We start from the raw sequence: 12,842 nt of genomic DNA on the forward strand, positions 1-12,842 counted from the left end.
AGTATGCGCGATTGCGAGGCGGGTGCCAAGAGGGAGAACGGGTCAGCTCTCGCCATTGTCCTCTTCGGCAAGGGCCAGGATCTTGAGCACCACGATGGTGATGTCGTCTTCCTGAGTGGCGCCGCCGCGGAAACGGGCGGCGTCGTCCAGCAGCTTGCGGGCGATCTTGCGGGCAGGCAGGGCAGCGGCGCGCCGCAGGCTCTGCTGCAGCCGTTCGCGGCCATAGAGCTCGCCGTCCGGGTTTTCGGTTTCGATGAGCCCGTCCGTGTACAGGAGGGCGATCTGTCCGGAGCAGAGGCAGCCGGCGGAGAAGGCCGTGTAGGTGGTGTCGGGGTCCACGCCCAGGGCCAGGCCCGGCACGCCCTTGAGCTGCTCGAAGGTGTCGCTGGCGATGTCGTAGAGCAGGGCCGGTTCGTGGCCGGCACGCACCCAGTACATCTGGCTCGTCTCCAGATCCACCTCCAGGTAGAACAGCGTCACAAAGCGGCCGCTGCCCTCCTCGTCCATGTGGAGCAGGCGGTTGGCGTCGCTCACTGCCTCGGCTATGTCCTCGCCGCGGCCTTTGTCCAGAAAGCGGGCGCGGAGAAAGGCGCGGGTGGAGGCCATGAGCAGCGCGGCCGGCATGCCGTGGCCCGAGACGTCGGCCACCAGAGCGCCGATGCACTGACGGTCCGGCCCGCAGGGCTCGATGATGTCGTAAAAGTCGCCGCCGGTCTCCTCGCTGTAGGAGATGATCGCAGCGGTCTGGATGTTCTCGCGGCTGGGCAGGGTGTCCGGCAGCAGGGTGTGCTGCACCTCGCGGGCAATGCTCAGCGACTGCTTGAGGCGGATGCTCTCGGCCAGGGCCGGCACGGTCGTGTTGAAGCTCTGCGCGACCATGGTCAGCTCATCGTCGCCGCGTTCCGGCACCCGCACCGAGAAGTCGCCGGCGGCAAGCTGCTGGGAGGCCGTGGCCAGCTCCCTGGCGCGGCGGATGAGCGGCCGTGAGAGCAGGAAAGCGACGATGCAGAGCAGGGCGAACATGCCGAGCAGGACATAGCCGATGAAGCGGACCTGCTGCCGCACGCTGCCCAGGACGTACTCCTCCATCATGTGCGCTTCCGAGGCCAGATCCTTTTCCGGCGCGATGAGCACCAGGCCGGCGCCGAACTCGTCCAGGGGTGTGTAGGCCCAGATGCAGGGCTCGCCGCGGAAGGGCATGGTGCGTACGCCGGAGTGGTTCGCGGCCAGATCCCTGGCCAGGGGAGCGATGTCCACACTGCAGGACGCCTCGTCGCACAGGGCGCGCCGGCCCAGGTAGGAGCGCCAGCGGCGTTGGCCGTGGGTGTCGGTCTCCTTGCCGGCCAGCACGCGCAAGGTCCCGGGCGATTCGGGCTCCGGCTCTACCAGAAAGGCGGCCAGATTGGGCGAGAGCACCTTGAGATCCTCTTCACCGGCCACGAAGGCCGAGACCGGCGCGGCAATGGCCGTCACGCCGAGGAGCGTGCCCTCTGCATCGCGCAGCGGGGCCGCCAGGGTGAACGCCGGCTCCATGGTGAAGGGGTCCGGGCCGGAGAGCTTCCACATGGGGCTCTGGAGGTCGCGCACCCCCCGGAACCAGGCGATGAAGCGATCGGTCAGGGCGCGTTTGGGCTTGTCCACCCTGGGGTAGAGGGAGAGTACGCCCGATTCGAGCACGGTCCACTGCCAGAGAATGGCGTCCTGCTGCGATACCGCCAGGGAACGGTAGACCGGCAGGAACGAAGGGATGCGGTCGGCCAGGGTCGCGTTGGACCAGCCATCCTCGGAGAAGAGTTCCCCGGAGGCGTCCATGCCGGAAAGCACCACCACGGTCTGGTCATCAAAGTCCACGGGCAGAGGCGTGCATTCGCGCGGACCGCGCATGATGCAACGCGACTGCGGAAAGGACGCGGTGCTCACGCCCTCGGCATAGAGGGGCAGGTTGTCGTCGGCGTCATTGTCGCTGATCAGCCGCCGGGTCAGCTCCGCGGCCTGTATCCGCAGAGCAAAGGAGAGCAGGGCGCGCTCCCTGTTCATGGCCCGGGCCTGGTCCTTGGCGGTGCGCTCGAACTCGAACGCCACCGTGTGGAGCATGGCGGTCTTGCCGTGGGCGGCCAGGTCCTGCCCCATGTGCTCGGTGATCCGCTGGCTGAAAAACTGCATGGCGCTCATGGGCAGCAGGCCGACAACGAGCAGAACGATCAGAATTTTCCAGCGCAGGGACATGCATCACCTCGGGTAGAACAAGCCGGGGCCGCAGCAAGCGAGAAAGGAAGTAGTGTTTTGGGCTGAAAACATGATCCCAAGTATACGTGAGGAGGGGGCTTTGTAAATGTTGAGGCGTGCGCGCCAGCGTTTATTCAGGGGACGCGGCGGCGCCGTTTTCCGGCTGGTCGTCGGCCAGATGGCCCGTGACCGAGGGGATCTCGAACGTGAAGGTGCTGCCCTTGCCGGGTGCGGACTGGACCCAGATGCGACCGCCGTAGTGGTCTACGATCTGGCTGGAGATGGAGAGGCCAAGGCCCGTGCCCATGGGCTTGTCGCGCAGGGTGTCGTTGGTGGGGGCCTGGTGGAACTTGTCGAAGATGCGCTCCATGTCGTCCGGCGCAATGCCCACGCCCGTGTCCTGCACGCTGAAACGGTAGTACCCCTCGTCCGTGGGCTGTGCGGTGATGGTGATGCTGCCGGACGGTGTGAACTTGAGGGCGTTGTTGAGCAGGTTGATGCAGACCTGGAGATAGCGGTCCGGGTCGACACGCACCAGGGTGTCCGCCTTGCTGACGTCCAGGCGCAGCTCCACGCCTGGTTTCTGCTGGAACTGTGGTTCCACGGCCTCCATGGCCTGCAGGGCAAGGGCGCGGGAGGAGCAGATGATGTCGCGCCACTCCACCTGGCCGGATTCGATCTTGGAGAGGTCGAGGATTTCGTTGATGAGCCGGGTGAGCCGCTCGCCCTCGCGCGCGATGATGTCCAGGTTTGCCTGCATGCGCTCCAGTCGCGCTGTGATGTCCTCGGAATCGCGGTTGTTCTGCGCCCCGAAACGGGTCAGCTCGCGGTTCACGAGCTTGGCGAACCCCAGGATGGAGGTCAGAGGCGTGCGCAACTCGTGGGAGATGGACGAGAGGAAGTCCGACTTGAGCTGATCCAGCTCCCGCAGCCTGCGGTTGGCCTCCTCCAGCTCGCGGGTCTTCTCCAGCAGCGATTGGGAGCGTTCCTCCACCAGCTGCTCCAGGTTCTTGTTGACCGCATCCAGCTGCTGCTGTGTCTGCACCCGTTTGGAGATGTCGTTGAGCAGAATGTAGACCGCCTTGATGCGGCCGCTCTCGGTGCGCGTGCACTTCACGGAGAGCATGGTGTAGGCTATGGAGCCGTCGCCGCGGGTGAAGCGGACGTCCAGGGCGTAGCCGTCGATTTCGCCGTTGCGCAGGGAAGCGAACCGGATGCTCTCGGTGACGTAGTCCTTCTGGTGGATGAGGTCGCTCCACTGCCTGGTCATGATCTCGTCGCGGGAGTAGCGCAAGACCTCGCAGAAGCGGTCGTTGATCTCCAGCCAGCCGGAGCCGGTTTCGTCCATCACCGCCATGCCGATGAGCCCCAGCTCGAAAAGGCTGCGGTAGAACGAGGCGCTCTCCTCGATGCTCTGGTAGGAGCGTGACAGCTCCGAAGCCATGTGGTTGATGGCTTCTTCCATGATGCTCCACTCGTCGTCGCGACTCAGATCGATGCGCCGCTCCAGGTTGCCGGCGCGCAGGCTTTCGATGCCCCGGCGCAGGTTTTCCAGCGGCAGCTGGAAGTTGTGCAGCCGGAAGAACTGGGTCAGCGAGACAAGGCCCAGCAGCACGCCCACGGCCAGCAGTATCAGCTGACTCCTGGCGGAGTTGGTGATGGAGACGATCTGCCCGCGCGCCGCCAGGGATGTGTTTGCGGCCTCTTTGTCCAGGCTGGCCATCTCCGCGAGGATGGCGTCCTGATGGGTGTTCACACGTTGCGTCGCCACTTTGAGATTCCGCGTGACGCGGTGCAGGTCGCCGAGCGCGTCGAGGTACTTGCCGGCCGCGAGCTTGAAGGCTCGGACTGTGGCGGCGTCGCCGTTGCCGACGGCTGTGTACGCCTGCATCTGGATGCGCAGCTCGTTCACGGCCATGGCCAGAACGTCCCCTCCCCTCACATCGCGTGCAAAATGCTTGGGCCAGTACTCGGTGCGCAATACGGCCACGCGGAGCATGTCCTCCTTGAGCGATTTCAGCAGGGACAGCTGCTCCTGCAGGCGTGGCGTATCCGACGCATCGGCGTCCGAGGTGTAGAGGAACTCGGCCTGGTCCATGTTCCTCAATCCGGAGTTTTCCAGGCGTCGCAGCCGGGCGAGGACCAGGTTGACCACGCGGCAGCTCTCGAAAACCATGACCAGGCTGCGGCGGTAGTCTTCGAGCGAGGTGCGCAGGCTGCGGCCATGCGCATTGCTGGCCAGAACGTCGATGTCGGTAAGCAGCCGCCGCGACTCCTCCTCCAGAAGCTGCTCGTTCTCGTAGAAGTTGCCCATCAGCGAGGCGGCCCGGGCAAAGGCCATGGAGAGCTTGCGGGCGGTGCTGCTGTTGTCGATGATCTGGTGGAGGCTGTCGGAAATGAGCGAGGACGAGATGCCCTCGATGGTGGAGAGCTTGACCAGCACCACCACGGAAAAGGCGATGAAGAGCAGGCCGGCGGCTGCGTTGGTCAGCAGCAGCTTTCTCCCCACTCCCAGGCGGAAGCGCTTCATGCAGCGCGCCATCCTTTCGGAGTGCAACTAAGATTAATAATCATGACGCGGTGTAACGTGCAAATAGAGAAGAAGCAATAGGTCATCTGGTAGCGCAGGTTCAAGAGCGGGCCGCCAACGAGCTGTCCAGCACAGACCACTGATACGGATATCCTTTTTTGCACCGGGAGTGAATAGCTCGAACGTCTGCCCATCTTCATACCTTGCGCTGGGTTTCTTGACGCCCCCACTAGCTGATATTACAGGACATCTCTTTTTCCTGTTGCCTTTACATGTTGCCGCATGTGGGTGCAAAACAGGGGCAAATCCGCTGCATGGGGACAAAAGAGAGGCAAAAAATTGGAGCGCGTCAAGAAGTATACAGGGGTCTATGTATACACGTCGACCACAAAACGACACCAGGGCCGTCCGGACGTCTGTTTTTACGTGACGATCAAGAACAATGGCAAGAAAGAACGCCACAAAATCGGCTGGCGATCCGAAGGCATCGACGCCGCATACGCCTCGCAGAAACGCACAGAGCTCCAGAACCAGGCCCGCCTGGGTGAACAGCCACGCGTGCGTCCTAAAGAGAGCCTGACGCTGCAGGAGGCGTGGACGGTGTACTACGAGAACCACTGCCGCACCAACACCAAGAGGCCTGAAAAGCTTTTGTCGCGCTGGAGAAACCATGTCAAAGACGAACTGGGCGACAAGATGCTGAGCGAAATATCCCCCCTGGACCTGGAAGTCTTCAAGGCAACCCTGCAGGAGCGCGGCAAGAGCCCGAAAACGATTGAACTCACCCTGGCCCTGATCCGCAGCATTTACCGCAAGGTGGCGCGGTGGGATCTCTACCAGGGAAATATCCCGACAGACCGCATCGAGTGGCCGCGCTACGACAACGCCCGCGAACGCTGGCTGACGCCTGACGAGGCGCGGGCCTTGCTGGAGGAAATCAGCAGACGCGGCTGGGATCCGCAAAAAATGTTTTGGCGCATGTGCATGATCGCCCTGTATACCGGCCTGCGCTTCAGTGAAATCGCCAACCTCAAGGGCGAACAGATGAATCTGGCGGCAGGCACCATACGCGCCCAGAACACGAAATCGGGCCGGGACCGTACAGTGTTCATTACCGGTGAACTGGACCAGGTGCTTCGGGATATTCCGCTGCACCCCGGCCACCTGGTCTTCCCCAGGCGCAGTGGAGGCGTCCATACAGTAGTTCCGGGCATCTTTCCAAGGGCCGTCAACGCCCTTGGATTGAACGACGGTGTGGACGACCGGAAACATAAGGTTGTCTTCCACACCCTGCGCCACACGTTCGGTAGCTGGTTGGCCATCTCCGGCGTCCCGCTGTACTGGATCTCCAAATTGATGGGACATTCCAATCAGGATATTACCGAACGGTACAGTCACCTTTGCCCTGGCATGCAGCGGCACGCGGTTGATTGTATTGATACAGCGCTTCATCATGGCATTACGCCTGGTCTCTGGTTTTCACTCGGAGAGCGCCAAAATACGAATCCAGATCCCGACGGCGGTACAGAACTCGCTTTCCCCGCTTGACGTACGAAGGCCCCACGCCGGCCCACCTGTCTTTCTCCTGTGTCGACGTGGGGTAGCTGTACAGCTGCTCGACCTCCTTACCGGTCAGCAATTCCTTCTGTCTCAACCTCGCGATCTGCGCGGCGTCCGTAAACAGCGCTTCCAGCGTTTCCTTGACCATGCCGGCCGTGACGGCGCTCTGTGCAATTGCCTGTTCTTCCATTTCCTCTCTCTCTTTCAGGTTTCCGGCCCTCAGTTGCTGCCCGCCGCTACAAGTCTGGACCCACGTGCTCATGCCGCAATCTCCATTTCCTCAACGTGGCGCAGTAAGGCCATAACCGCCTCGATAGCCTCGTAGCCCTCCTTGAGGATCTCTTTGCGTTCCCGCAGGCTCAGCTTGCCGTCTTCCAGTGCCTGGCCGTACACGCCCATCAGCTCGCCGAACTCCTTGACGGCCTTGATGGAGGCCTTGTCTATGGGGCCTGTGGCCGTCACACGCGGTAGCTTCACAAACACGCCGCCCCGCTTCTGCGCCAGGAAGTCCACCGGGGCGTTGCTGTCCGCCAGCTCCATCAGCAGCAGCAAGTCCCCTGCACCGAGTTTATGTGTTTCGACTGCGCTGTTCAGCTCGCTGGCCAGGGTCGAGTAGGGCTTGTTCATCAGCTCCGCGATCTGCGCGAACGACTTGCCGGACGGTGCGCGGTGCGCGATGTCGTACAAGAGCTCCACAAGGCTCCTGTAGATGGACGGATCGATTGGCATGGTAATTTTTCTCCAATATTTGCGTGGATATGTGCGCAATGATGCTGCACGAAAAAGGGAAGCTAAAAAACGGCTAGGCGCTTATGAACCGCTCGGCCTGGGCTGCCTTGGCGCGTAATTCGTCCAACCAGCCTTTCTCCGGGCCCCGCTTCCGGTCCACACCGTCAGGCAGCAGAAAGTCCGGAATGTGCTCGCCTGTCGGAGCCTCGTAGGTCTCCAGCTTGGCGCGGATGGCCGTGGGCACGGTTTCCGAGTTGCATAATTTGCTCGTATGACCCAGCGAAACGCCCAGATGCTCCGCCAGATCATTCAGAACAGCACCTTGCATTCGCAACCAGCCGACAATCCGCCCTTGACGAGGAACACTGGATTCCATAACGATTTCCCTTGGTTTAACGGTTAATAAAAGCGTGTTGCCCTTCATGTAGTCCGAAATTTAGCCATGGTCAACCAGAAACGGAACTAAAATGTCTATTTTTAGCGAGGAAGCGTTTGCGCACCGGCTCCGCGCGATCAAAGAGGATCAAGGCCTGTCCCTGAAGGATATGGCGGCCAAAGCCGGCCTCAGAAAGCCCCAGACCCTGCGCAACTACCTGGAAGGCCGCGCGCTGCCCAACGTGGAAACCGTGGCCACCATGGTGCTAAACATCGGCGTTTGTTCGTATTGGCTGCTGACAGGCGAGGGCGAAATGTGGGCGCAGGAGGACGCTGCCCACGGAGCTGGAACGACGCCAGGCGCCGGAGCTCAGGCAGAAGGCCAGCAGCCCCAGACGGACCTGGGGCGGGAGCTGGACGACGTGCGCAAGGAGTTTGAACGGGTGGCCGCGCCGCCCGAGGTGGTGCAACAGGCCATGCTGGAGACCATCAAGTCGAGATCCGCACCCCAAGAAGAGAATCCGGCTGGCGACCTGGCTGACAGGTCGTCAGGCACAGGGAAGGATGTCCGGGGGCCGCGCCGGGCCAAGGGCTTGGGTTCCTGATACTCGGCAGAACAGCAGAGGGATACTACTGGGGGCTTTTCTGGGCACGGACATAGTGCGCGGGAAGCCTCACCCTGTTGTGTGTGGGACTAAACGGAAAAATTTTCGTAATCTTAACTAAGCCGGGGCAATGCAAGCATCTTTGACAGTAAAGCCTTGGCGAGTATACATGATGAACTGTTTTCAACCAAAATTTATGACAAACTCAGGCGGGACCAAATATGTGCGCCCAATGCGTTGACCCAATTCCTCCTCACCAAGCTTGCCTCATAGATCCTGACAAACTCATATTTGATTTGGATAACCCCAGACTGTCACTTCAATATGAGGTAAGTCCTGGGGCTTCTGAAAAAGATTTTATCTTAGCTTTGAAGAAATCTGCTGACCCAAGCGAGCTAGTTCTTTCAATTGCTGCGAATGGTTATTTAGCCATTGAGCCAATGGTAGTTATGGGTAAAGGCCCAAACTACAAGGTTTTAGAGGGCAATCGTCGATTGGCCGCAATCAAACTTCTCCGTAATCCAGCTCTTGCTGAAGAGTGTCGTATTCAACTTCCAGAAATTCCTGCGCATAAGGACCTCGGATTAGACGAGGTTCTTGTTTTTCGCGTAACCACGGAAGATGAAGCCAGAGCCTTTATTGGCTTCAAGCATATCAATGGTCCACACAAATGGGATGCAGTAGCCAAAGCCAAGTATGCTGCGGATTGGTTTGATCAGGGCAATATCAGTGTGGAAGAAATATCCAATCGTATTGGTGACTCTTTCGATACAGTAAGAAAATTGCTTTATGGCTGGAAGGTTCTCCAGCAGGCTAAGATTTTGGGTGTCTTTGAAATGGAGGACCGTCACCCTACTAGAAAATTTCATTTCTCTCACCTTTATGTGGCACTTACTCGAAGCCAAGTCCGAGAATACCTTGGCTTGTCCCCGAGTTTTACCCAAGCAGAAATCAAAGATAACCCAATCCCTGATGACAAAAAAACAGAGCTTGGGAATCTTTGTAATTGGCTTTATGGAAGCAAAAAAGACAACCTCAAACCACTTGTAGTATCCCAAAACCCAGATGTTAAAAATTTAGCCAATGTACTTGCTGACAAAAAAGCCCTATCTCTACTGGAGACAGAAAGAGATTTATCTCTTGCCATCAGCGTTTTAACCCCTGATGATGTTCTTTTTATGAAGGCGTTGTATAAAGCTGAATCAGAGGCGAAAAAAGCCAGTGCCCATGTTCATACATACGATGGAACTCAATCATTATACGACACTGCACTAAATCTAAGAAATATAGCAACCTCAATTTGTACGAACATGAAATTTAAACATGACGATCCTGTTCAGGAAGATTGATTTATGTTTCAGCCTCTTTTTGTTGAGACTCCAGCAGCCCGACTCGTTGATTGGATGGAATTTAGAGCAATTTTGCATCACTACAACGAGTGTGCCCTTGATGAGCTTTGGGAATCAATGGGAATTGCTGAAGACACATATCAGGATGCCTTAGAAAACCTTGACCCTGATGATGTCACGGCCATATGCAATGAAGATACGGAACGAGAACAAGTATTAGGCAGAATTGAAAGAGAAATTGATCGCCGAGTAGAAGCATTACGTATAGATAGCACTCATTCAGCTTATCCATTTAAGCTTGAAGATAGTGCACTCCAATTCGAATTGAATAGTACAATCCCAGGACAACTATCTTATTTGCTTTGCTTACGACTAAGCCTTGCAATGTCTAATGTCCTCGATACAGATCAGGTTCCTGCAATTAAAAATAGTCTTGAACGAAATCTCTTTCAACATTGTGCCAACCTTGCAGCCGCTGGCTATCTAGGGGGAAAAACCTATGCCTTTGGTTGGCCCCGGCCTGACAAAACTGGATTACTTGATGCCCTTCGAGCTTTAGAAAAAGAAATGGGAAGTGAGGGAGTGGTTCGCCATATGGCACCGAAGGGTGCCCCTACACGCCCCAAAGATGACCAAGTAGATGTAGTTGCCTGGATTCCTCACCATGATGGCCCAGGTTGTGCGCTTACTTTATGGGGGCAAGTGGCTAGTGGTCTAGACTGGGAAGAGAAGCCATTAAGCACAGATAGAATAGAACGCTTCCGCGGTCGCTGGTATAAAGAAGCACCTTGCCTAAAACCTATCCGAGCTATGTTTGTCCCGTTTAGCTTGTTTGATGACGTATATGACCAAGATCCCAGCCACTATCTTGCGGCACTATTCGACCATACCAGAGAATATGGTATCATTTTCCATCGCTATCGCATTCCGCTTTGCGTTCAAAAGGCCTTCGATCGAGGCGACGAGGTCTCCGTAATGCGGTCTTTGCCCAAGCATGAGGTCGCTAGTCAATTACAAAACTGGTGGGAAGATTTCTTTGCTTCTTTGAACCACACATCAACTGTAACATAATGGCCTAGCTTCTTCTGTTGGCACAGTCACCCATGGGGGCAAGATCAACAATTCTGTCGCCTTACGTTTAGTTTGAGCACTATAGCGGATCGGAATTTGCGTTATGTGCGCCCAACTGTAAAGTTCGTGGATAATTGGGTGGTCATCGTAAGTTAACACCCAGGGTATACGCGAATGCGCACGCAGCCATGTGGCCAAGGACTCATGTTGCTCATGACCGAATGCGTTCATATACAAATGCCTGCCTTGGCCCACATATGGGGGATCTAAGAATAAAAAAGGGGGGCGGGGAAGCGCCGCAAGAGCTTCGATAAAGTCAAGTGCATCCAAACAGCTTATACTAATACGGCTCTTCCATTTTGCCAGACGCAATATGCGCTTTTCTAAATTTGCCTTGTTGTAACGTGCAGTGATTGGATACGCACCACTTTGATCAAGTCCGCCGATAGGTCGGCCACGCAATATTCCAGAACGATTTGTCCTGTTAAGAAAGAACGTAGCAAAACCTCTGGCTGCTAATTCATGATGCTCTGGCTTTTCCCATATAGCCCGTTGCTTGCTCCATTCCTCCACTGTAACAGGTGTATCCCGCAATAACTTAAGAAACTCTTCTGTCTCTCCAAGTATTGCCAACCACAAATCACAAATAGCTTGATCTACATCATTGAGCGCTAAGTGCTCTGCCTCAGCTGCATACAATAGCTTGACTGCTGCTCCTGCGCCTCCAGCGAATGGTTCTGCAAAGACTCGACCAGAATAATTGTTAGCGCGCAACAGAGCCGCAAGGTATGGAGCGATAGCGCTTTTACCCCCTGGGTAGCGTAACGGACTAAAGATAGTTGCCATATTTATTATTTACCACAGATAAATTGCCATGGCCATGAAAAAATCACAGCTCCTAAATGACCATAACATACTTAATCCGCCAAGTTGATCATCAGCAGAGGTCTACCGCCTTGCCCTGACTAGCGGACCAGTCCGCGAGTTCTGACGTTCCGTATCTCCCGTCTTTGCCCTAACTGTTTTTACAATGTCAACGCACCTTATATGTGCGCAGTGCGTTGCGCGGAAGGTTGTCGCCAACGTCCACACTATGGATGCATTCTCTACCGCGGGATAATCGCGTAAAGCGCTATCCCACCTATCACGCAGCTCAGGAACCAGAGGGGGCGCTTCGGTCTCGCACCCACGCCGAAACGCCCCCTCCTATCCCTACGCACGTGCAACCAGGTTGTAGAACACCTTATTCTTCGGCGTGGCCCGTTCGACACCGGGCATGTGCTTGAGCGCCCGGCCGAAGGCGTTGTGGGTTGGGACGTCGTGTTTCGGGACGCCACGGTCCTGGCACCAGGCGCAGAACATCGCGTAGAGGTCCTTGGCCTGGGTCTTGGCTTCGCGCGGCGTGGGCCGGTCCGGATCGATCTCCACCACGGTCAGCTCTTCCGCCGCGAACTCCTCCACCAGGTCGAAGCTGCCCGGCAGCGGGTACCCGCTCCCCAGCTCGGGGCGGCCGGGCCGGGCCGCGAACAGGCCGCAGAACTCCTCGAACAGCCGCTTCACGTCCTCTTCCGCGCCGCCGGAGAGCTTGGCCGTCTGCACGGCCGCGCGCATGGCCTGGCTGCGCAGAATCGGCTTGAGCCGCAGCGAGGGGCGCTGGTCATCCGGAATCCGCAGGCCCGGCGCGTCATACCGCCCGGTGGTCCGGATCGCCGGCAGCACCTCCGACGTCACCCACTTGCGGAAGCGCTTCGCCTCGGGCTTGCGACTGGCGAAGATCAGCGCGTACAGGCCGGACTCGGAGATACAGAGCATGTCCTGTCTGCCGCCAGGGGTGTACACAACACGTACCCCCTTCTCGTCATCATCAAGGGGTCCGGTAGTATCGGACCCCTTCCAGATAACCTCTAAGCAATTGCACACGTCCTTGGCCACAAACCAGGGCGCAGCCCCGTGCATAACGACGCGCACGGCGTTGCCGTCAAAGTCGAAGGGCATGATGTCAGACATGGCCGCCCCCCTGCTGGGGGTCGCAGCCGGCCGCGGACGCTTCAGCGGCCACAGCCTCGCTCAGACGGTGCAGATCCCGGTCGAGCTCGCCCATGAATGCGGCGAGGCCGTCCAGAACTGCGTCGCTGTGCTCTTCGAAGTACGCGGACATGGCCCAATGCAGGGCCGTGAAACGGACGCTGACCGATGCCAGTTGTTCCTGCCGCTGGCGCAATCGCTGCGCCGACCAGCCGGAAGGGGATGGCGTGATCATGAAGGGACTCCTCTGGTTTTCTGAAGTTGGCTTCCCTGATGAAAAAAGCCGGGAGTTCAGACCCTCCAGAGGCAGGGCTGGCTATTTTAGGCTTGACGCCCTGGACATTTCACCACTCCCGGCGATGTAGTCGGTAG

11 protein-coding genes are annotated in these 12,842 nt (G+C 57.9%); 4 read left to right on the forward strand and 7 right to left on the reverse strand.

Features of this window, described 5'->3' with window-relative positions; genetic code table 11:
- Positions 1 to 42: 42 nt before the first annotated feature.
- A complete protein-coding gene (locus tag E8L03_RS15340; protein ID WP_144234007.1) occupies positions 43 to 2,226 on the reverse strand; it encodes a SpoIIE family protein phosphatase in 2,184 nt (727 codons plus the stop codon).
- 130 nt (positions 2,227 to 2,356) lie between these two features.
- Positions 2,357 to 4,756, reverse strand: a complete 2,400-nt coding sequence (locus E8L03_RS15345; RefSeq protein WP_171267803.1) for a sensor histidine kinase — start codon at positions 4,754 to 4,756, stop codon at positions 2,357 to 2,359.
- Between the two features lie 426 nt (positions 4,757 to 5,182).
- Between E8L03_RS15345 and E8L03_RS15350 the strand changes: the two genes are divergently transcribed.
- Positions 5,183 to 6,304, forward strand: coding sequence for a tyrosine-type recombinase/integrase (locus tag E8L03_RS15350; RefSeq protein ID WP_171267804.1), 1,122 nt, complete (start codon positions 5,183 to 5,185; stop codon positions 6,302 to 6,304).
- A 270-nt stretch (positions 6,305 to 6,574) separates the two neighbouring features.
- Here E8L03_RS15350 and E8L03_RS15355 read toward each other — a convergent pair whose 3' ends face one another.
- Together E8L03_RS15355 and E8L03_RS15360 are read right to left on the reverse strand one after the other, a co-directional pair.
- Complete coding sequence (locus E8L03_RS15355) at positions 6,575 to 7,045, reverse strand: phage regulatory CII family protein (protein ID WP_171267805.1); 471 nt, start codon at positions 7,043 to 7,045, stop codon at positions 6,575 to 6,577.
- 73 nt (positions 7,046 to 7,118) lie between these two features.
- Positions 7,119 to 7,373 (reverse strand): hypothetical protein, encoded by a 255-nt coding sequence (locus E8L03_RS15360; RefSeq protein WP_171267806.1) that lies wholly within the window; start codon positions 7,371 to 7,373, stop codon positions 7,119 to 7,121.
- A gap of 139 nt (positions 7,374 to 7,512) precedes the next feature.
- On the opposite strand from E8L03_RS15360, the gene E8L03_RS15365 reads away from it, so the two are divergent.
- From E8L03_RS15365 to E8L03_RS15375, 3 genes are all read left to right on the forward strand, one after another.
- Positions 7,513 to 8,025: a helix-turn-helix domain-containing protein gene (locus tag E8L03_RS15365; RefSeq protein ID WP_171267807.1), complete on the forward strand. Its 513-nt coding sequence runs from the start codon at positions 7,513 to 7,515 to the stop codon at positions 8,023 to 8,025.
- 221 nt (positions 8,026 to 8,246) lie between these two features.
- Entirely contained in the window at positions 8,247 to 9,374 is a 1,128-nt protein-coding gene (locus tag E8L03_RS15370) for a ParB N-terminal domain-containing protein (RefSeq protein WP_171267808.1), read from the forward strand.
- 3 nt (positions 9,375 to 9,377) lie between these two features.
- Positions 9,378 to 10,445: a hypothetical protein gene (locus E8L03_RS15375; RefSeq protein ID WP_171267809.1), complete on the forward strand. Its 1,068-nt coding sequence runs from the start codon at positions 9,378 to 9,380 to the stop codon at positions 10,443 to 10,445.
- Here E8L03_RS15375 and E8L03_RS15380 read toward each other — a convergent pair.
- The 3 genes from E8L03_RS15380 to E8L03_RS15390 all read right to left on the reverse strand — a co-directional run bounded on the left by E8L03_RS15380 (position 10,431) and on the right by E8L03_RS15390 (position 12,705).
- On the reverse strand, positions 10,431 to 11,291 hold the full coding sequence (locus E8L03_RS15380; RefSeq protein WP_171267810.1) for a DNA adenine methylase: 861 nt from the start codon (positions 11,289 to 11,291) through the stop codon (positions 10,431 to 10,433). The two genes, E8L03_RS15375 and E8L03_RS15380, sit on opposite strands and share 15 nt — an antisense overlap.
- Before the next feature lie 366 nt (positions 11,292 to 11,657).
- The gene (locus E8L03_RS15385; RefSeq protein ID WP_171267811.1) at positions 11,658 to 12,452 is read right to left on the reverse strand and encodes a BRO-N domain-containing protein; all 795 of its coding nucleotides are present in this window, start codon (positions 12,450 to 12,452) and stop codon (positions 11,658 to 11,660) included.
- The gene (locus E8L03_RS15390; protein ID WP_171267812.1) at positions 12,445 to 12,705 is read right to left on the reverse strand and encodes a hypothetical protein; all 261 of its coding nucleotides are present in this window, start codon (positions 12,703 to 12,705) and stop codon (positions 12,445 to 12,447) included. Before E8L03_RS15390 ends, E8L03_RS15385 begins: the two co-directional genes overlap by 8 nt.
- Positions 12,706 to 12,842: the final 137 nt, after the last annotated feature.

Origin of the sequence: Oceanidesulfovibrio marinus, assembly GCF_013085545.1 — a bacterium.
Lineage (GTDB): Bacteria > Desulfobacterota > Desulfovibrionia > Desulfovibrionales > Desulfovibrionaceae > Oceanidesulfovibrio > Oceanidesulfovibrio marinus.

Coding starts and splice junctions, on each gene's coding strand:
- E8L03_RS15380 (WP_171267810.1), bottom strand. CDS start 11,291: ATGGCAACTATCTTTAGTCCGTTACGCTACCCAGGGGGTAAAAGCGCT.
- E8L03_RS15360 (WP_171267806.1), bottom strand. CDS start 7,373: ATGCAAGGTGCTGTTCTGAATGATCTGGCGGAGCATCTGGGCGTTTCG.
- E8L03_RS15340 (WP_144234007.1), bottom strand. CDS start 2,226: ATGTCCCTGCGCTGGAAAATTCTGATCGTTCTGCTCGTTGTCGGCCTG.
- E8L03_RS15390 (WP_171267812.1), bottom strand. CDS start 12,705: ATGATCACGCCATCCCCTTCCGGCTGGTCGGCGCAGCGATTGCGCCAG.
- E8L03_RS15365 (WP_171267807.1), top strand. CDS start 7,513: ATGTCTATTTTTAGCGAGGAAGCGTTTGCGCACCGGCTCCGCGCGATC.
- E8L03_RS15345 (WP_171267803.1), bottom strand. CDS start 4,756: ATGAAGCGCTTCCGCCTGGGAGTGGGGAGAAAGCTGCTGCTGACCAAC.
- E8L03_RS15375 (WP_171267809.1), top strand. CDS start 9,378: ATGTTTCAGCCTCTTTTTGTTGAGACTCCAGCAGCCCGACTCGTTGAT.
- E8L03_RS15385 (WP_171267811.1), bottom strand. CDS start 12,452: ATGTCTGACATCATGCCCTTCGACTTTGACGGCAACGCCGTGCGCGTC.
- E8L03_RS15355 (WP_171267805.1), bottom strand. CDS start 7,045: ATGCCAATCGATCCGTCCATCTACAGGAGCCTTGTGGAGCTCTTGTAC.
- E8L03_RS15370 (WP_171267808.1), top strand. CDS start 8,247: ATGTGCGCCCAATGCGTTGACCCAATTCCTCCTCACCAAGCTTGCCTC.